General features: G+C 69.2%; 21 protein-coding genes. 14 read left to right on the top strand and 7 right to left on the bottom strand.

The genetic code is table 11. The features are described from left to right. Positions 1 to 441, top strand: coding sequence for a GNAT family N-acetyltransferase (locus WDJ57_RS17700; RefSeq protein WP_338902255.1), 441 nt, complete (start codon positions 1 to 3; stop codon positions 439 to 441). 1 nt (position 442) lies between these two features. Here the strand turns inward: WDJ57_RS17700 and dnaG are convergent, their stop codons facing one another. Next, positions 443 to 1,948: a DNA primase DnaG gene (gene dnaG / locus WDJ57_RS17695; protein ID WP_338902254.1), complete on the bottom strand. Its 1,506-nt coding sequence runs from the start codon at positions 1,946 to 1,948 to the stop codon at positions 443 to 445. 97 nt (positions 1,949 to 2,045) lie between these two features. Here dnaG and WDJ57_RS17690 point away from each other — a divergent pair, with 97 nt between their 5' ends. Next, the gene (locus WDJ57_RS17690) at positions 2,046 to 2,336 is read left to right on the top strand and encodes a zinc ribbon domain-containing protein (protein WP_338902253.1); all 291 of its coding nucleotides are present in this window, start codon (positions 2,046 to 2,048) and stop codon (positions 2,334 to 2,336) included. Positions 2,337 to 2,402: 66 nt separating this feature from the next. Next, positions 2,403 to 2,681, top strand: coding sequence for a hypothetical protein (locus WDJ57_RS17685; protein ID WP_338902251.1), 279 nt, complete (start codon positions 2,403 to 2,405; stop codon positions 2,679 to 2,681). A 2-nt stretch (positions 2,682 to 2,683) separates the two neighbouring features. Here the strand turns inward: WDJ57_RS17685 and WDJ57_RS17680 are convergent, their stop codons facing one another. Further along, the gene (locus WDJ57_RS17680) at positions 2,684 to 3,724 is read right to left on the bottom strand and encodes a zinc-binding dehydrogenase (RefSeq protein WP_338902249.1); all 1,041 of its coding nucleotides are present in this window, start codon (positions 3,722 to 3,724) and stop codon (positions 2,684 to 2,686) included. A gap of 87 nt (positions 3,725 to 3,811) precedes the next feature. On the opposite strand from WDJ57_RS17680, the gene WDJ57_RS17675 reads away from it, so the two are divergent. Next, complete coding sequence (locus tag WDJ57_RS17675) at positions 3,812 to 4,213, top strand: DUF2892 domain-containing protein (RefSeq protein WP_338902248.1); 402 nt, start codon at positions 3,812 to 3,814, stop codon at positions 4,211 to 4,213. A gap of 106 nt (positions 4,214 to 4,319) precedes the next feature. Further along, positions 4,320 to 4,493, top strand: coding sequence for a hypothetical protein (locus WDJ57_RS17670; RefSeq protein WP_338902247.1), 174 nt, complete (start codon positions 4,320 to 4,322; stop codon positions 4,491 to 4,493). Between the two features lie 100 nt (positions 4,494 to 4,593). On the opposite strand, the gene WDJ57_RS17665 is transcribed toward WDJ57_RS17670, so the two are convergent. Continuing rightward, positions 4,594 to 4,881: a DUF7577 domain-containing protein gene (locus tag WDJ57_RS17665; RefSeq protein ID WP_338902245.1), complete on the bottom strand. Its 288-nt coding sequence runs from the start codon at positions 4,879 to 4,881 to the stop codon at positions 4,594 to 4,596. 134 nt (positions 4,882 to 5,015) lie between these two features. On the opposite strand from WDJ57_RS17665, the gene WDJ57_RS17660 reads away from it, so the two are divergent. Beyond that, entirely contained in the window at positions 5,016 to 5,939 is a 924-nt protein-coding gene (locus WDJ57_RS17660) for a DUF6293 family protein (protein WP_338902244.1), read from the top strand. Between the two features lie 112 nt (positions 5,940 to 6,051). After that, positions 6,052 to 6,312 (top strand): hypothetical protein, encoded by a 261-nt coding sequence (locus WDJ57_RS17655; RefSeq protein WP_338902243.1) that lies wholly within the window; start codon positions 6,052 to 6,054, stop codon positions 6,310 to 6,312. Positions 6,313 to 6,510: 198 nt separating this feature from the next. On the opposite strand, the gene WDJ57_RS17650 is transcribed toward WDJ57_RS17655, so the two are convergent. Further along, entirely contained in the window at positions 6,511 to 7,272 is a 762-nt protein-coding gene (locus tag WDJ57_RS17650; protein WP_338902242.1) for a DUF1405 domain-containing protein, read from the bottom strand. Positions 7,273 to 7,375: 103 nt separating this feature from the next. On the opposite strand from WDJ57_RS17650, the gene pdxS reads away from it, so the two are divergent. From pdxS to WDJ57_RS17620, 6 genes are all read left to right on the top strand, one after another. After that, complete coding sequence (gene pdxS, locus WDJ57_RS17645; protein ID WP_338902241.1) at positions 7,376 to 8,284, top strand: pyridoxal 5'-phosphate synthase lyase subunit PdxS; 909 nt, start codon at positions 7,376 to 7,378, stop codon at positions 8,282 to 8,284. Positions 8,285 to 8,286: 2 nt separating this feature from the next. Then, positions 8,287 to 8,841, top strand: coding sequence for a thiol-disulfide oxidoreductase DCC family protein (locus WDJ57_RS17640; RefSeq protein ID WP_338902240.1), 555 nt, complete (start codon positions 8,287 to 8,289; stop codon positions 8,839 to 8,841). A 114-nt stretch (positions 8,842 to 8,955) separates the two neighbouring features. Continuing rightward, positions 8,956 to 9,693 carry a DUF5518 domain-containing protein gene (locus tag WDJ57_RS17635; RefSeq protein ID WP_338902239.1) on the top strand — a complete coding sequence of 246 codons (738 nt, stop codon included), beginning with the start codon at positions 8,956 to 8,958 and terminating at the stop codon, positions 9,691 to 9,693. After that, positions 9,690 to 10,106, top strand: a complete 417-nt coding sequence (locus WDJ57_RS17630) for a hypothetical protein (protein ID WP_338902238.1) — start codon at positions 9,690 to 9,692, stop codon at positions 10,104 to 10,106. Before WDJ57_RS17635 ends, WDJ57_RS17630 begins: the two co-directional genes overlap by 4 nt. A gap of 62 nt (positions 10,107 to 10,168) precedes the next feature. After that, the gene (locus tag WDJ57_RS17625; RefSeq protein WP_338902237.1) at positions 10,169 to 10,861 is read left to right on the top strand and encodes a YqjF family protein; all 693 of its coding nucleotides are present in this window, start codon (positions 10,169 to 10,171) and stop codon (positions 10,859 to 10,861) included. Between the two features lie 42 nt (positions 10,862 to 10,903). Then, a complete protein-coding gene (locus tag WDJ57_RS17620; RefSeq protein WP_338902236.1) occupies positions 10,904 to 12,232 on the top strand; it encodes a mechanosensitive ion channel family protein in 1,329 nt (442 codons plus the stop codon). 1 nt (position 12,233) lies between these two features. Here WDJ57_RS17620 and WDJ57_RS17615 read toward each other — a convergent pair whose 3' ends face one another. The 3 genes from WDJ57_RS17615 to WDJ57_RS17605 all read right to left on the bottom strand — a co-directional run bounded on the left by WDJ57_RS17615 (position 12,234) and on the right by WDJ57_RS17605 (position 14,818). Then, positions 12,234 to 13,112, bottom strand: a complete 879-nt coding sequence (locus WDJ57_RS17615; protein WP_338902235.1) for a homoserine kinase — start codon at positions 13,110 to 13,112, stop codon at positions 12,234 to 12,236. Positions 13,113 to 13,193: 81 nt separating this feature from the next. Further along, entirely contained in the window at positions 13,194 to 13,634 is a 441-nt protein-coding gene (locus WDJ57_RS17610) for a hypothetical protein (protein WP_338902234.1), read from the bottom strand. Next, positions 13,631 to 14,818 carry a PQQ-binding-like beta-propeller repeat protein gene (locus tag WDJ57_RS17605; RefSeq protein WP_338902233.1) on the bottom strand — a complete coding sequence of 396 codons (1,188 nt, stop codon included), beginning with the start codon at positions 14,816 to 14,818 and terminating at the stop codon, positions 13,631 to 13,633. The genes WDJ57_RS17610 and WDJ57_RS17605 overlap by 4 nt, the downstream gene beginning before the upstream one ends. Positions 14,819 to 14,908: 90 nt before the next feature. Between WDJ57_RS17605 and WDJ57_RS17600 the strand changes: the two genes are divergently transcribed. Further along, complete coding sequence (locus tag WDJ57_RS17600; protein WP_338902232.1) at positions 14,909 to 16,243, top strand: NAD(P)/FAD-dependent oxidoreductase; 1,335 nt, start codon at positions 14,909 to 14,911, stop codon at positions 16,241 to 16,243. Positions 16,244 to 16,246: the final 3 nt, after the last annotated feature.

The following is a 16,246-nucleotide window of genomic DNA, read 5'->3' as shown; positions in this document are numbered from 1 at the left end:
ATGACGGAGATACGCGAGGGGCGACCGGACGACCTGCCACGGCTGCGGGCCATCCAGTCGGCGGCGCTCGCGGAGCCCTGGCCGGAACTGCTCGAGACGGCCGCACGGGGTCCACCGGCGCTGTACGTCCTCGGCAGCGGGCAGCCAGTCGGCTACGCCATCGTCGTCGCGGAGACCGACGGCGTCGCCTACGTCCCGGAACTGGCCGTCGACCCCGACGAGCAGGGCCAGGGCTACGGCTCCGAACTGCTCGTGTGGCTCCGCGAGCGCCTCGCTGCGGAGGGGTACGCGGAACTGCGGCTGACGGTGCAGGCCGCAGACGAGCGCGCGCGGCGGTTCTACGACCGCCACGGGTTCGCGACGTACGAGCGTCTCGACGGGCACTTCGAGAGCGGTGACGGGCTCTTGCTTCGCCAGTCACTCGACGAGAACGGAGTGTGACTCAGACCTCGGCGGTGAGTCTGACGCGGACGCTCGTGGGCTGTTTGACGAACTCGCCGGTGCCGGTGGCGACCACTTCGGGGACGCCCCGCTGTGCCGCCACGTCGAGGACGCGCTGACTCAGGTCGCCGTCGAGGACGACCGTCGCCGGGACGGCGTCGGCGGCCTCGATAGCGTCGAAGGCGTCGTCGGCGGGTGCCTCCGCGAGGACTGCCCACTCGTCGTCGAGCAACCGGACCTGCCCGGAGTCGACGACCGCGTCGACGTGGCCCGCCAGGTTCGTGGGCGGGCTGTCGTCCGCGTCGTCTTCGTCGTCCGTCACCTCGTCGTGCGTCTCGTCGTCCTCGGCCACCTCCGCCTCTGCTGTCGTCTCGGTGGCTTCCGCGTCCACTTCGGCCGTCTCCGCTCCGGTCTCGGCGGCGGTGCTCTCCGCGGTCGCGGAGACCGCGGCCGCTTCCGGGGTGTCGGCGGCTCCGGTGGCCGTCGCGTCCGGTGACGCGTCCTGCCCGTCGGGTGGTTCAGCCTCGCCGGCCGCCGCCTCGACCACGGCTTCGGCCTGCGCTGCCAGTTCGTCGGCGGCGTCACCGGTCACGGCATCGCTGCCGTCGTGGCTGGTGGCCGCGGCCGTCGATGCGTCGTCGGTCGGGTCCGCCGGCCGCTCGGCCGGTTGTGTCTCGCCGGCGAAGGCGTCCCGGATGGAGCCGGGACCCGTCAACTGGTCGTAGGGGGCCTTCTTGCGCAGCGCCGACAGCACCTCGTCGCGCGAGAGGTCCTCGACGGACTTGCCGGCGGGCGCGAACGTGACGTAGTCGACCGAGCCGACCTGGTCGAGTTCCCGGAGGATGAGGTCGCCGCCCCGGTCGCCGTCGAGGAACGTCGTCACCGTCCGGTCCCGGGTCAGCTCCGCGACCGCTTCGGGAACGTCAGTCCCCTCGACCGCCACGGCGTTTTTAATGCCGTAGCGCAGCAGCGTGAGCACGTCCGCGCGACCCTCGACGACGATGATGGCGTCGCTGTCGGTCACCCGCGGCCCCGCCGGCAGGCCCTCGTACTCGCCGATGTCTTCGACGCGGATGTTCTGGCGGACCTCCTCGACGAGTTCGCGGCTGGACAGCGCCGTCTCCTCGAAGGCGGCCAGCAGGTCCGTCGCACGGTCGACTACCTCCCGGCGCTTGGCGGCGCGGGCGTCTTCGAGGTCCGTCACCTCGAACTCGGCGCGACAGGGACCGACCCGGTCGATTGTTTCCAGTGCCGCGGCTAGAACGGCCGTCTCGGCCTTGTCGAGGCCGCTGGCGATGGTGACGGTCCCGTAGGAGCGGCCGGCGTCGGACTCTATCTCGACGTCGATGCGGCCGACTTTCGATGCGTCCTGAAGCGTCCGGAGGTCGAGTTCGTTTCCGAGCAACCCCTCGGTCTGCCCGAAGATGGCTCCGACGACGTCACTCCGTTCGACCACCCCGCTCGCGCGAATCTCTGCGTGGATGAGGTACTTCGCTGAATCCTGCATGCTGAATCTGCCCCTGTGTGGGCGTGAAGCGTAATGCTGCCATGAGTTGGCTCATGGACGGTTTTAAGTAGGCCGGGCCGGCGGAAATACCTGGCGGGTGGGAGACAGACGTAAGCGCCTGGACCCGCTAGCGCGGGCGATGGTCGAGGCAGTACTCGTGGCCGCCGGTGTCCTCGCGGCACTCGCGTTCGTGCTCGCGCCGCTCCTGCGCAGCGAGGCCGACCTGAAGTCGCTGCGCCGGCCGCGGCCCGGGACCCGACACCTCCACGGCCTGGAGGGCAGGGAGATGCGCCTGCGCGAGGAGTACGAGCGGCGCTGTCCCCACTGCGGTGCGACCGTCGAGGACGGCTACGTCTTCTGTGGCGAGTGCGGCTCACCGCTGCCGTGAGCGCGTGAAACGGCAGCATTGACGGCAAGAGTCAGAATTAAGCTTATCCTACCAACAGTCCCGGTCATGGAGGCGACAGTCGGCATCGCGCTCTGGGTGGTCCTGGCGACGTCGATACTGCTGCTCCCACCGTTGCTCCGCAGCGACGTTCGCCCGTACCACGACCGACAGAACTGGTTCACCAGCACCCGCCGCGACGGGGCCGACCGGCAAGCGGCCGAGTCCGACGCGCGGCAATCGGCCGGCCGCCCCATGGCCGACGGCGGCCGGGTCTGTCACAACTGCGGGGCCTACGTCGAAGGCGACTACCTCTACTGCGCGGAGTGTCTGATGCCGAAGGTGTAGGCTCAGGGCCGGACCAGAACCTTCAGCGCCTCGCGCTCGTCCATAGCCCGGTAGCCCGCCGCGATGTCGTCGAGGTCGACCGTCTTCGTGAAGATGGGAGAGGGGTCGAGCGTGCCGCCGAGGACGTCGCCCAGCAGGTCCTCGGCGTAGGCACGGACCGGGGCGACGCCGCCGGCGAGCGTGATGTTGTCCGAAAAGAGGTCGAACACGGGCAGTCCCTCCGCATCTGTTCCGTGGGGGACGCCGACGTAGCCAACCGTGCCACCGGGCCGACAGACGTCGACGGCGAGTTCCATCGCTCCCGCCGCGCCGACACACTCCATGACGTGGTCCGCGCCGCCGCCGGTCAGGTCCGCCACGCGTGCCGCCGCGTCGACGTCCTCGGTGTCGAGGACCGTCTCGGTCGCGCCGAAGTCCTCGGCCAGCGACAGGCGGTCCTCGTGGTGACCGACGGCGACGATTTGCTTCGCGCCGAGACGGCGCGCCGCGAGAACGGCACAGAGTCCGACCGCGCCGTCGCCGACGACGACGCACTCCTCGGCCGCGTCGACGCCGGCACTGACCGCGGCGTGGTGGCCCGTCCCCATCACGTCAGTCAGCGGGAGGACGGATTCGAGCGCGTCCTCGTCGTCGGCGTACCGGTCGGGCACGCGGACGAGCGTCCCGTCGGCGTGGGGGACGCGGACGTACTCGCTCTGTGCGCCGCCGTGGTCGCTCCATGACTCGCCGTCGACACAGGAGGTGTGCAGGCCGCGCCGGCAGAACTCGCACTCGCCGCAACTGATGACGAAGGGGGCGAACACGCGGTCGCCGGGTTCGACGCGCCGGACGCCGTCGCCCACTTCCTCGACGATACCCATCGGTTCGTGGCCGACGCGGGAGCCGACGTCGCGGTCGGCCTGCCCCCGGTAGAACCAGAGGTCCGACCCGCAGATGGCGGTGTGTGTGACGCGGACGATGGCGTCCGTCGACGCCTCGCGCTGTGGCCTGTCGACCTCCTCGACGCGGACGTCACCGGGACCCCGGTAGACTGCTGAACGCATACCTCGACGGTTGGCGACCAGAGTCAAAAGGACTGCGTGTCGGGCGGCGGCTGAACCTACAAGGGCGTCCGGCGCGAAGATTGGGGTATGAACATCGAGGAAGATTCCGACGGTCGCGGTCGCCTCGTGCGCGTACTCCTCGCCGTCGCGCTGACCGTCGCTGCGGTCCGCTCGTTCCGACACGGCAAGCGCCTGCGAGGGGTCGTCGCCGGTCTGGCCGCGCTCGCCGTCGGCTACACCATGCGGTCCCCCGACACCGACGCAGTCGACCGGGAGTGGGAAGGGTCGGGCAGCGAGACGACCACTGCGGAGAGTGTCGGAATCGAGCGGGAGGTGCCAGCGGGTGCAACACCCCGAGGGGCGTCCCGCCCCGGTGCAGTCATGACGTGTGCCGCCTGCGGGGAGCCAATCGTCGCCGGCCAGCGCCGCGGTCCGGACGACCGGGGCGAAATCGTCCACGAGCGCTGCATGAACGAGACGGCGCTTTAGTTGGCGGCGTCGACGGACGGAGCGTGCCGTCAGTGGACCGGCTGGCGTCCCGCTGCCGAGAGCGACCGCCGGAACGTTTGAACCGGTGGCGACCCGACAGGGCAGTATGGGCGTCGCCGGTCTGTGCGAAATCTGCGAGAGTCGCGCGGCAGACCACCGGTGCGACCGCTGCGGGACGATAGTCTGTCTGCTCGACTACGACGCCGAGATGGGGCTCTGTGCCGACTGCGCGGCCAGAGCCAAACCGGACGACCGGCGCGGGGACACGTTTCGACTGTGAGTCCGCGGCCGGGGTAACGCAGCCAGGAACGCTGGCCCGGGACCTTCTGGATTGGCGGACAGACGACCGAACGCCACCGGTGTCCGGAGTCGCGGCAGAGTCACCCGTTCGGTCCGGCTGTGAGGTCGGCGACACAGCGCCGACAGAACGTGTACGCGGAGTCGTTTTCGGTGCCACAGTCGGGGCAGGCGACCATCCCTGCCGATACCTCCGGACTCGCCTGGAAGGCACCGCTGGTGCGCGAGTGGTCGGCGGGCCTGTACGGACTGACAGACCGGGACGTCTCGGTCTCGCTGTGCATCCCTGTGAACCGGCGGCGGAGCGACCAGCCGATCAGGAACAGCAACGTGCAGCTAGCGAGGAGGACCGCCAGGGTGATGGTGCCCATGTGGGGGGACAGTACTACTCACCAAAGACGAGCGTGCCGATTCCCAGTATCTGGGTACGGCGAGGCGCGCGGACACGGGCAGACGCTGTCGAGAAGACTGTGTTTTTTATAAACACCGACCTACCGTAGACCAAATGCAGACACACATCGTCCCGGTCGGGTTCGACTACGACCGGCTCATCGCGCCGCTGGTGCGCGAGCAGATGGACGTCGACCGCGTCATCCTGCTGGAAGGGGCGGTGGGCAGCGAGGCCAACGTGGAGTACTCCCAGCGGCTCGCGGGAAAGCTCGAACAGGACTACCGGAACCTGCTGGGCGCGGAGACCGAGCGGGTCGTCATCGAGGACGTCTACGACTACGACACGGCCTTCGAGCAGGCCTTCGAACTCATCAACGCTGAACTCGACCGGGAGAGCGAGGACGGGACGAGAACCGGCGAGGTCTGGGTCAACATCTCCGCGATGCCCCGCACCGTCTCCTTCGCCTTCGCCACCGCCGCCCACTCCATCATGGTCGAACGCGAGGACGACCGGCGGCGCATCCACACCTACTACACCGTCCCCGAGAAGTACCTCGAAACGGAACTCGCCGAGGAACTCCGCCAGCAGATATCCCTGCTGGAGGACATCCGCGACGGGGACGACGGGGACCGCATCGGCGACCGGCTGGACAGCGCCCGCGAACTGCTCGCCGAGTTCGACGAGCGCGGGACGACCATCGGCGCGAAGGAGATAGACGGCAGCCACGTCGTCGAACTCCCGGTCGCCTCCTTCTCGAACGTCAAGCCGTTCGAGGAGGTCATCCTGTTCACGCTGGGCGACCACGGCGAGTTCGAGTCCGTCAGCGAACTGGCCCAGCAACTCGCCCGCGAACTCGGCGAGGAGTACACCGACTCCTTCCGCTCGAAGGTCATCTACAACGTCGACCGCCTCGGCCCCGGCGGGAAGGGCTACATCGAGCAGGAGGAACACGGCAAGTCCTACCGGACGCGCCTGTCGCGCATCGGGGAACTGTGGGTCCGCGCCCACGGTGACCGGGAACCGGACGCGCTGGCCTGAGCCATCTGGAACCGAATCACCGGCGAGTCCGTCGCGTTACTGGCCCAACCAGTCCGCGAGAGTCGCTGTCCCGACCGGTAGCTATTCCACGCGGTGTCGACACACCCTCTCTATGGCGAAAACAGTCGACGAGTTGCGAAACGAGATCCGGGAGGCGGTGGGACGCTACGAACGCATCGAATCGACGTCGTTCACCAAGGAGGCGCTGGTCGCCATCTGCGAGGCAGTCGACGCGGACATCGACACCGCGACGACCCCACCCAAACCGGAGATGCGGGGGGCGATTCTCGACGCCGTCGGCATCGAGGGGGACGGCGAGACGGCGTTCAGGAAGGCGCAGTTGCAGGCCATCGCCGAGGCCGTAGAGGAGTGACTCAGTCCGTCGGCGCTCCCCACGGCGAGCGTCGCGCCGAGCAAGGCGAGGATGACGAGTTTGCTGCGGTCGGTTATCAGGGCGGCGTACCGGGCCAGCGGGTCCGTAGCGGAGGAATCCGACATACTCGGTGGCGATGTCACGGCCGGGACCGATTGCTCTACTGGTTCGTGGCTCGAACCCGGCGCGAGCGGCGGGTTATCCGGCGCGGCGACCCTTCTCGACGCGCGTGGCGAGTGCGAGAAAGACGGCGGCGATAGTCAGCGCGACGGCCCAGCCGGCAGCGAGGTCGTGGGCCGGAACCGCGTGGGTGATGACCCCGTCGACGTACTCGGCGCGGAGGACCGTGTGGTGAGGGCCCTCCAGAAGCGGCCAGAAGTAGTCCACCACGTCGTTGAACCCGTACCAGACCGTCGCGACGAAGACCGCACCGAGCGAGAACGAGGCGTAGCGGTGGATGACGAAGGCCTCGACGGCCATCGCGAGGTGGGAGAGAATCAGGAACCAGTACAGCCACGCGGCGATGCCGCCGGGCCCGTTGAGCGCAAGCTGGACGTAGGGGGTCCACAGCCCGAGTTTGATGCAGCCAAAGAACGCGAGCATGTGCAGCCACTCCGCCTGCCAGTCCAGCCGCCAGGCGATAAGCGAGAGGCCGATGAACATCGTGGCGACCGGGGAGTCGGGAATCAGCGGGTAGGCCGCAAGCGGGGCCGCGCCGAGTTGCCCTTCCAGGAGCGGCGGCGAGAACTCCAGCGGGCGCCCGGCGTAGTACCAGAAGCCAAAAAGCGTGCCGACGAGGTTCACGATGGCGATGGGCCAGGCCAGGCGCAGGGCGACGTTCTCCAGCCAGGTCGGCAGCGGCGCGACGTACCACGGCAGGCCCTCGGACGCGGGTAGGGACCCGTCGAAGTAGCGGGCGACGAGGGATTCGATGCGGCTGCCGACACCGGTCGTTGCCATTGGCGGGTCCACGAACGGCGGCGGCAAAACGGTATCGGGATGGTGCGACGCCGACGCTACGGGAAAGACACGCGTTAAGTGAATCCAGCCCGTTCCGTCCGATATGACAGAGGAGACCGACCTGGAGGACCTCCAGCGCGGGACCGAACTGGTCAAGCGCGGCTTCGCGAAGATGCAGAAAGGCGGCGTCATCATGGACGTCGTCAACGCAGAGCAGGCCCGCATCGCCGAGGACGTGGGCGCAGTCGCGGTCATGAACCTGGAGGCCGTCCCCGCGGACATCCGCAAGCGCGGCGGCGTCGCCCGCATGGCGGACCCCGCCTCCCTCCAGGAGATCATCGACGAGGTCTCGATTCCGGTGATGGGCAAGGCCCGCATCGGCCACACCAAGGAGGCCGAGATTCTCGAAGCGGCCGGCGCGGACATGGTCGACGAGAGCGAGGTGCTCACGCCCGCCGACGACCGCTACCACATCGACAAGCGCGAGTTCACCGCCCCCTTCGTCTGCGGCGCGCGCAACCTCGGCGAGGCGCTGCGGCGCATCGACGAGGGCGCGGCGATGATTCGAACCAAGGGCGAGGCCGGCACCGGCGACGTGAACCAGGCCGTCCACCACCAGCGCAACATCAAGGGCGCGATTCGCAAACTGGAGGGGATGTCCCACGAGGAGCGCGAGAAGTGGGCTCGTGAACACGAGGCACCCGCAGAGCTCGTCCACGAGACGGCCGAGCGCGGCCGTCTTCCCGTTGTGAACTTCGCCGCCGGCGGCATCGCCACGCCCGCCGACGCGGCGCTGATGATGCACCACGGCTGCGACGGCATCTTCGTCGGCTCCGGCATCTTCGGCGCGGAGAACCCCGAGGCGATGGGGACGGCGATCGTCGAGGCCGTCAACCACTGGGACGACCCCGAGACGCTGGTCGAAATCGCCTCCAACGCCGGCCAGGGCATGAGCGGCGACGCCAACGTCGACCTGCCCGAAGAGGAGAAGATGCAGGGCCGCGGCGTCTGAGGATGGGCGTCGACATCCCCGTCGACGTCGAGGGGGAGGACGAACCGAGCAGCGACCGCGCCGCCAATACCGACCGCTCGCCCGCAGAAATCGTCGACGACATCGACCGGCCGGTCCTGCTGTTCGACGGCGTCTGCAACCTCTGTCACGGCACTATCCGCGCCATCGTCAAACTCGACAGAGAGGGCGAGTTCCTCTTTGCCCCGCTGCAGTCCGACGTGGGGACGGAACTGCTCGAACGCATCGGGATGGAGCCCGACTACTTCGATTCCGTCGTTCTCGTAGAGGACAGCGGGACTCCAGCGGAGTCCCGGAGAGCCGGTGTAACCGGCGACTGGAAGGCCTACACCAAGTCGACCGCCATCCTCCGGGTCTGTCGGCGTCTCGACGGCCCCGTCCCGCTTCTGTATCCACTGATTTGCCTCCCCGAGGGACTCCGTGACACGGCGTACGACCTCGTCGGGGAGTACCGGTATCAGATATTCGGGAAGAAAGACGAGTGCGAGGTCCCCGAACCGGAGATTCGCCGGCGCTTCATGGAACGGTCGCTGGCCTGACCGCACCACGACGAGCCCCCGCCGAGTCCAGGCTTACTTTCCGCCGACCGCGCCTAGCGAGACAGTACCTGTCAGTACGAGGTTATTACTTATCCGTGCGTAGTTTCAATTGTAATGACACAAATGAGTGAGACGGACGACACGACAGTACAGGGTGCTCGCGGCGAGACCACCCATGTACTGGGCAGGACGGTCGACTGGGTCGTGACCGCGTTGCTGGTGCTCGGTGGGGTGCTGTTCGGCCTCCTGGGCGTGTTCCTCAACAGCGTCGCGAACCGGGCGGAGATCGCCCGGCTCGTCGCCGACGGGACCATCGAGTCGACGGTCCTGTCCGACGCCGAACTGGTCAACGTGACCTACGCGATGGCCTGGTGGGGGGGACTGGGGCTAGCCGTGATGGGCGTGTTGCTCGTCGTCGGCGGCGTCGCCTTCCTGGCCTACCGGCGGCGCATCCGGCAGCGCCGCGAGGAGATGGGCGTGACGGAGCCCGACACGACCACCAACGCCATCGTCGGCGCAGTGGTCTCGGTGGTGGGGGGGTTCATCCCGTTCGCGCCGGTCATCGGCGGCGCGGTGGCGGGGTACCTGGAGCGGGCCGACCGGATGGCCGGCGCACGCGTCGGCGGCCTCTCCGGACTCGTCGCCTCGGTCCCCATCTTCGTCCTGTTCGCGTTCCTCATCGGCGGCCTGTTCGTCGTCTCGGCCGAGATCAGCTTCGGCATCGGGGCCGCCTCTGTGGCGCTCGTGCTGGCGATCGCGTTGCTCGTCGCCGTGGTCTACATGGTCCTGTTGGGCGCCGTCGGTGGCTACATCGGCGCCTACCTCCGCGAGGACAGGATGGCGGCGGCATGACCGCGACGCGACGCCAGGTGCTCGCATCGGCCGGTGCACTCGCCGGGTTCGCCCTCGCCGGGTGTACCAGCCCGGGCCAGGTCGGCGGTCCCTCGGCGGACGAGACGGTGCTCAGAGTTCGCGTGAACAACCAGAGCGGGCGGACACAGCCCGTCGCGGTGACCGTCACCGGCGCCGACGGAACGGCCGTCGTCGAACTGTCCGACGAGACCATTCCCGCGGGCGTCAGCGAAACCTTCGAGCGGACGGGACTGGACGGCGACAGCTACAGCATCTCCGTCGAGGGGACCGACTGGGCGACCGGTGCCGTCTGGACGCCGGCGTCCTGCCCGACCTACACCGTCGTCACGCGCCTGGAGGGGACCGAGGGGAAACCCGACGTCGCCATCGAGAGCTCCTGTTCCGGGTCATAGCCCGGACGGATTCTGTCGCCGGATGCACAACATTTCCGTTCGCTCGGCCCGTACGTCCACGTATGCCGGCTTTCGAGATGGAGTGGCGCGACGTCCTGTTCGCCAGCTATCCCGTCGACCCCGCCGTCGTGCGCCCGCACGTCCCCGAACGCTTCGAACTCGATACCTTCGAGGGCGACGCCTATCTCTCCGTGGTACCCTTCGTCATCGCCGACATCCGACCGAAGGGGCTGCCGGCGGCCCTCGGACTGACGACGCCGGAGTTGAACCTCCGGACCTACGTCACCTGTGACGGCGCGCCGGGGGTGTACTTCTTCAACCTCGACGCGGACGACGTCCTCGGCGTGCTGGGGGCGCGGCTGTTCAACCAGTTACCGTACTACTTCGCGGACATGGAGTACGACCCCGGCCCGCCGATACGGTTCGAGAGCCGCCGGACGACGCCCGGAGCCCGGCCCTGTCGGTTCGCCGGGACCTACGGCCCCGACGGCGACCCGTTCCAGCCCGAACCGGGGACCCGCGAGCACTTCCTGACCGAGCGGTACCGCTACTTCACGGAGACCGGGAACGGCACGGTCCGGTACGCCGACATCGAACACGAGCCCTGGACGCTCTCCCCGGCGACGTGGGACGTCCGGGAGAACACCATCTTCGCGGCCAACGGCTTCGACGAGCCCGACGCCGACCCGGTCCTCTCCTACAGCCGCGGCGTGACCGTCAGTGCATCAACGAGCAAGCAATGGGCACGTAACTGACGAGGAAAAGGCCCAAGTCGCGGCGATTCGTCCGTGGGCGGTATGGACCCGGTCGTGCTGCAGAACGTGACGTTGCCGTCCGAGATTCGCTCGGTCGTCGAACAGGTCACCTCGACCGAAGGACGGCTCGCACTCACGGCCGGCGTCGTGTTCGTCACGGTGGTCGTGGCGCTGGTCGTCGCGCCGCTGCTGGTCCGCCGGGTCGCCAGCGTGGTGCGCCGGAGCCTGCCCTCGGGCCGGATGGCCTCCTCGGTCGACCTGGTCGGCGAGTACGTCCCGACGACCATCGGCGGCCTCTTCCTCCGGACGATACAGGTCGCGCTGGTGCTGCTGGCGTCCGTGACCCTGCTGACAGTCTGGGGGCTCATCGACCTCGCCGTCGAGGTGCTGACGCTGGTCGGGCTCTCGATTCCGGTCCTCGGACAGGTCGTGACGACGGCTGCGCTCGTGCTCGTGGCCTACGTCGCGTCGGACGTGCTAGACGACAGTATCGAACGGTTCGCGGAGGACAGCGACCGGGTGACCGACCACCAGCGCGAAATAATCCTCCGCGTCGGGAACATCAGCCTGCTGGCGCTGCTCGTCGCCGGCGGACTGACCGTCTGGGGCGTCGACCTCTCCGGGTTGCTCGTCGGGGCCGGCTTCCTGGGCATCGTCGTCGGCCTGGCCGCCCGCCAGACGCTCGGGTCGCTCATCGCCGGGTTCGTCCTGATGTTCTCCCGCCCGTTCACTATCGGCGACTGGGTGGAGGTCGGCGAGAAGGAGGGAATCGTCACCGACATCACCATCGTCAACACGCGGCTGAAGAACTTCGACGGCGAGACCATCGTCCTGCCGAACGACAGCGTCAGCAACAAGCCAATCGTCAACCGAAGCGAGCGCGGGCACCTGCGCATCCGCCAGGACGTGGGCATCGACTACGCGACCGACCCCGACCACGCCGCCGAGGTGGCACTGGATGCGATGCGTGACCTCGGCCCGGTCGCCGACGCGCCGCCGCCGCAGGTCGTCCCGAAGTCCTTCGGCGACTCGGCGGTCGTGCTGGAACTGCGCTTCTGGATCGACCAGCCGATGCCACCGCGGAAGTGGCAGGCCGTCGACGCCGTCGTTCGCGCTATCAAGGACGCCTTCGACGAGGAGGACATCAAGATTCCCTTCCCGCAGCAGGAACTCTCGGGACGGGCCGAGACCGGCGGGTTCCGCATCCGGCAAGGAAAGCCCGAGACCGAGAGCATCCGGCCGACGACCGAGCGGCCCGAGGAAGCACGGCGGGTGGCGGGACCGGACGGCGACGGCGCGTCTGGAAACGGGTCGGCCGGGGACGACGCGTCGACGGACGACGACACGCTGCGTGACGGCACGGAGAAGTAGGTCAGTCGAACAGCGTCGCGCCCTCGCCGATGCGGGTCTGGTAGACCTGCGAATCGACGCCGTGGGCGTCGAAGGCGTCGAGCATCGCGACGCCGACGTCGCGGCGGTCGCCCTCGTGGCAGGCCGCGATGACCGTCGGGCCGGCACCGCTTATCGTGACGCCGGTCGCGCCCGCGTCGAAAGCGGCCTCCCGGACGTCGTCGTAGCCGTCGATGAGTTTCGCGCGGGCCGGCGTGACCACGGAGTCGTACATGCCCGCGCCGACCAGGTCCGGGTCGTCGCGGTGCATCCCCGTCGTCAGCGTGGCGGCGTTGCCCACCGTCTCGACGAGCTGGGAGACCTTCGCGCCGTCGGGGACGACCCGGCGGGCGTCGCGCGTCGAGACGACGATGTCGGGCAGGCAGGCCACCAGCGGCACGTCGGCGTCGACCGTGCGGACGCCGTCGTCGGTCGCGATGGTGAACCCGCCGAGAATCGCGGGTGCGACGTTGTCGTCGTGGGCGTCGCCGGAGACGACGGCCTCGCCCTTCGCGGCGATGGGGACCAGTTCCTTGCGAGTCTTCCCCCGGTCGTAGAGTTCGTTCAGCGCGACGGCCGCGGCGGCGGCGCTGGCCGCGGAGGAACCCAGTCCCGACGCCGGCCGGACGCCCTTGTCTATCTCGATGTGTGCGGGCGCGGAAAGCGCCTCCGCGACGGCTCCCACGGTGTTCTTCTCGGGGTCCTCCGGGATGTACTGGCTGCCGGCCCCGGTGACCTCGATGGTGGTCCGGTCGGCTTTCTCCACGCGGACCACGTCCGCCGGGCGCGAGAGCGCGACGCCGAAGACGTCGAAGCCACTCCCGAGGTTCGCGCTCGTCGCCGGCGCCCGAACGGTCAGCATACTCCGCCGTTCCGTGACTGCGGGCAAAAAGGTAGCGGACTGGCGCAGTTGGACGGTGCGGGCTCTCGCGGTGGCGGCCGCTCAGTCCGACTCGGGGTAGATGCGCCGTCCGACCGGGGCGGCGATACGCTCCCAGTCGAGGGCAAACACGACCGCGCCCGCGACGGCGTACGCGCCGGCCCAGAGGAGCAGGAGGTCGGCGAGCACCACCACCGAGCCGGAGACCAGACCGACGCTCGTGTCGACGAACAGACCCGTCGAACGGGCACCGCCTGCGACGACCCAGGCGAGAACCGGAACCGCCCCCAGCGCCAGCGGGCGCGGGCGAGCACCCCAGCGACCGAGTAGCGCGCCGACCAGCGCCGACAGCAGGACGGCAGTCCCGTCGAAGGGGAGCACCGGCAGCGGGTCGACCAGCACCGCGCCGAGAACCGAGCGGCCCACGCTCTGGAGGGCGACGAACACCGCCGGGCCGTAGTAGAGGACCGCCTCGCCGACGGGGAGCGGGTCGCGGTCGCTCATGCCGACCTCCCCAGTGTGCGCAGGACTCCTCCGGCGGCGACCGCGACGCCGTCGACGACGGCCGCGGCCGACTGAATCCGCTCGCCAGGGAAAAAGCGCGCGGCCTCGCGGCCGGTCGCCGGGTCGAGGACGGCGAGCCCATCCGTCGTCGGGACGTACAGCCAGTCAATCGTCGCGAGCGGGGATCGGGTGACCTCGTACCGGTCGGTCGCCCAGCGCTGTTCCCCCGTAGCCGTGGCGAGGGCGACGAGCCGTCGCGGGGCCTGTGTCGAGTTCACGAAACAGTAGACGGCATCTGGCCCGAGCGACAGTTCCAGCCCCTCGTCGCGGAAGCCCTCGACGCGCCACCGGCGCGTGCCGTCGTCCGTGTCGTAGGCGGCGACACTGGCCCGTCCCTCGCCGCGCCAGTCACGGACGACGACGCGGCCCTCACCGACTGCGAGGGCACCGCCGTACGTGTACGTCGGCACCTCGACGTCGGCAGTCCACTGGTGGTCGCCCCGGCGGTCGGTCACGGTCAGTGCGTCGCCCAGCCACGCCAGCCGGTCCCCCGCGGCGGCGGTCGCGTGTCCGTGGTTGGCGTCGAACCCCCACTGCTTGAAGCCGGTCCGCGGCTGGACGACGTGGTAGCGCTCGTCGCCGGCGGTGACATCGGTCGGGAGGTAGGCGTCGCCGCGGTGGGTCAGGGGTGCGAGCACGCCTGGCGTCTCGTACTCCCCGACCCACAGGGTCTTGCCCGTCGGGGCGTCGAGCAAGCTCACCCCGCGGTTGGCGGGGACGACGAACGTCTCGCCGACGCGTGCGACGGCGCCGAGGTGACCGGGCTCGAAGCGGCGTTCCCAGGCCAGCGAGCCGTCGTCGCGGTCGTACGACCGGAGGGCATTGCCCTGGCGGACGACGACACGATTGCGGCCGAGACAGGGGACGTGCAGGTCGGAGGGCCGGTCGGCCTCGACCGACGGCCGGACGTGCCAGCCAGGGGAGAGTTTGCTCGGGTCCAGGGAGACCGGCACAAACTTCGAGAGGGTCGGGTCGCCCCACTGCTGTCGCCAGACGCGGGTCCGGTCCGCCGGTCCCGGCCCGTCGAACGTCTCCGCGTCGAGGAGGGCGCTCCCGCCGAACGCGGCGACCGCGAGGCCACCACTCGCGAGGACCGCGCGACGGGAGAACAGGCGGTCAGTCATCGTTCCGGGCTGGCTGCCCTGCTCGTAAGTATTTTTTCGAAAGCAGTCCACAACACAAAACCTATCCACGCGAGCGCGGAAGAACGGCCAATGATAGGCGTCGTCGGCGGCGGCATCGCCGGACTCGCGGCCGCCCACCGGCTCCAGGAGCGCGGCCACGAAGTGCAGGTCTTCGAGGCCAGCGAGGACCTGGGCGGGCTGGCAGCCACGTACGCGACGAACGGCGACCGCATCGAGAAGTTCTACCACCACCTCTCGAAGTCGGAGGAGACCATCGTCGAACTCGCCGAGGACCTCGGCCTGGGCGACCGCCTGGAGTGGCGCTACGGCTCCGACGCCTACTACGTCGACGGCGTCGTCCACCCGATGAACAAGCCCTGGGAGATTCTGGCCTACCCCCACCTCTCGCTGTACGACAAGTTCCGCCTGGGGATGCTCGTACTCGACGTCGACGTCCGCGGCGGCCGACCCTCCTTCGACACCTACGAGCGCCTGGAGGACTTCGAGGACGTGCCGGTGAAGGACTTCATCCTCGACCACACCTCGCGTGGCTGCTTCGAGAACTTCTTCCGGCCGCTGTTGCGCGCGAAGTTCGGCGACCGCTGGGAGGACGTCAGCGCCGCGTGGCTGCTCGGCCGGGTCAAGTTCCGCGGCGAGCGCGACATCCTGAAAGGCGAGGTGCTGGGCTACTTCGACGGCGGCTTCGGCGTCCTGCTGGACGCGCTCGTGGAGTCGGTCGGCCGGGAGAACATCACGACCGGCGCGCGCGTGACCGACCTCGGCCGCGCCGACGGGGCAGTCGAGTCGCTGACGGTCGAGACGGACGCCGGGGCGACGACCCACGACGTGGACGCGGCCGTCGTCGCGACGATGCCGAACGTGCTGGAGGCGCTGACCGGCTACGAGTGCGACATCGACTTCCAGGGGACGGTCTGCTCGGTCATCAGCATGCCCGAGTCGCTGACCGAGACCTACTGGCTGAACATCGCCGAGGAGGTTCCCTTCGGCGCGCTCATCGAGCACACGAACTTCGTCTCGCCGGAGCGCTACGGCGGCGAACACCTGCTGTACGCCGTCAGCTACATCCAGAGCCCCGAGGAAGACCTGTGGCAGATGGACGACGCCGGCGTCGAGGCGGCGTGGCTCGACGGCATCGAGTCGCTGTTCCCCGACTTCGACCGCGCGGACGTGAACTGGATAGAGACGGCGCGCAACCCCCGGACCGCGCCCATCTACGAGCGGGGGTACCTCGACATGGTGATTCCCTACGACCTCGGCGACGACGTGGCCGAGGGGGTCTACTACGCCGGGATGGCCTCGCGGGCGCAGTACCCCGAACGCTCGCTCAACGGCGGCATCGAGGCGGGCTACGCCTGCGCGGACGCGATTGCCGACCGCGCCACGCCGCCGCGTGCGACCCGATAACAC

The sequence above is a fragment of the Salinibaculum sp. SYNS191 genome (assembly GCF_037338445.1).
Taxonomy (GTDB): domain Archaea; phylum Halobacteriota; class Halobacteria; order Halobacteriales; family Haloarculaceae; genus Salinibaculum; species Salinibaculum marinum.
This window is presented reverse-complemented; position numbering and strand designations above follow the sequence as displayed.

Excerpts from the sequence above, each read along its gene's own strand:
- WDJ57_RS17700 (WP_338902255.1), top strand. The coding sequence starts at position 1 with ATGACGGAGATACGCGAGGGGCGACCGGACGACCTGCCACGGCTGCGG.
- dnaG (WP_338902254.1), bottom strand. The coding sequence starts at position 1,948 with ATGCAGGATTCAGCGAAGTACCTCATCCACGCAGAGATTCGCGCGAGC.
- WDJ57_RS17685 (WP_338902251.1), top strand. The coding sequence starts at position 2,403 with ATGGAGGCGACAGTCGGCATCGCGCTCTGGGTGGTCCTGGCGACGTCG.
- WDJ57_RS17680 (WP_338902249.1), bottom strand. The coding sequence starts at position 3,724 with ATGCGTTCAGCAGTCTACCGGGGTCCCGGTGACGTCCGCGTCGAGGAG.
- WDJ57_RS17675 (WP_338902248.1), top strand. The coding sequence starts at position 3,812 with ATGAACATCGAGGAAGATTCCGACGGTCGCGGTCGCCTCGTGCGCGTA.
- WDJ57_RS17670 (WP_338902247.1), top strand. The coding sequence starts at position 4,320 with ATGGGCGTCGCCGGTCTGTGCGAAATCTGCGAGAGTCGCGCGGCAGAC.
- WDJ57_RS17665 (WP_338902245.1), bottom strand. The coding sequence starts at position 4,881 with ATGGGCACCATCACCCTGGCGGTCCTCCTCGCTAGCTGCACGTTGCTG.
- WDJ57_RS17660 (WP_338902244.1), top strand. The coding sequence starts at position 5,016 with ATGCAGACACACATCGTCCCGGTCGGGTTCGACTACGACCGGCTCATC.
- WDJ57_RS17655 (WP_338902243.1), top strand. The coding sequence starts at position 6,052 with ATGGCGAAAACAGTCGACGAGTTGCGAAACGAGATCCGGGAGGCGGTG.
- WDJ57_RS17650 (WP_338902242.1), bottom strand. The coding sequence starts at position 7,272 with ATGGCAACGACCGGTGTCGGCAGCCGCATCGAATCCCTCGTCGCCCGC.
- pdxS (WP_338902241.1), top strand. The coding sequence starts at position 7,376 with ATGACAGAGGAGACCGACCTGGAGGACCTCCAGCGCGGGACCGAACTG.
- WDJ57_RS17640 (WP_338902240.1), top strand. The coding sequence starts at position 8,287 with ATGGGCGTCGACATCCCCGTCGACGTCGAGGGGGAGGACGAACCGAGC.
- WDJ57_RS17635 (WP_338902239.1), top strand. The coding sequence starts at position 8,956 with ATGACACAAATGAGTGAGACGGACGACACGACAGTACAGGGTGCTCGC.
- WDJ57_RS17630 (WP_338902238.1), top strand. The coding sequence starts at position 9,690 with ATGACCGCGACGCGACGCCAGGTGCTCGCATCGGCCGGTGCACTCGCC.
- WDJ57_RS17625 (WP_338902237.1), top strand. The coding sequence starts at position 10,169 with ATGCCGGCTTTCGAGATGGAGTGGCGCGACGTCCTGTTCGCCAGCTAT.
- WDJ57_RS17620 (WP_338902236.1), top strand. The coding sequence starts at position 10,904 with ATGGACCCGGTCGTGCTGCAGAACGTGACGTTGCCGTCCGAGATTCGC.
- WDJ57_RS17615 (WP_338902235.1), bottom strand. The coding sequence starts at position 13,112 with ATGCTGACCGTTCGGGCGCCGGCGACGAGCGCGAACCTCGGGAGTGGC.
- WDJ57_RS17610 (WP_338902234.1), bottom strand. The coding sequence starts at position 13,634 with ATGAGCGACCGCGACCCGCTCCCCGTCGGCGAGGCGGTCCTCTACTAC.
- WDJ57_RS17605 (WP_338902233.1), bottom strand. The coding sequence starts at position 14,818 with ATGACTGACCGCCTGTTCTCCCGTCGCGCGGTCCTCGCGAGTGGTGGC.
- WDJ57_RS17600 (WP_338902232.1), top strand. The coding sequence starts at position 14,909 with ATGATAGGCGTCGTCGGCGGCGGCATCGCCGGACTCGCGGCCGCCCAC.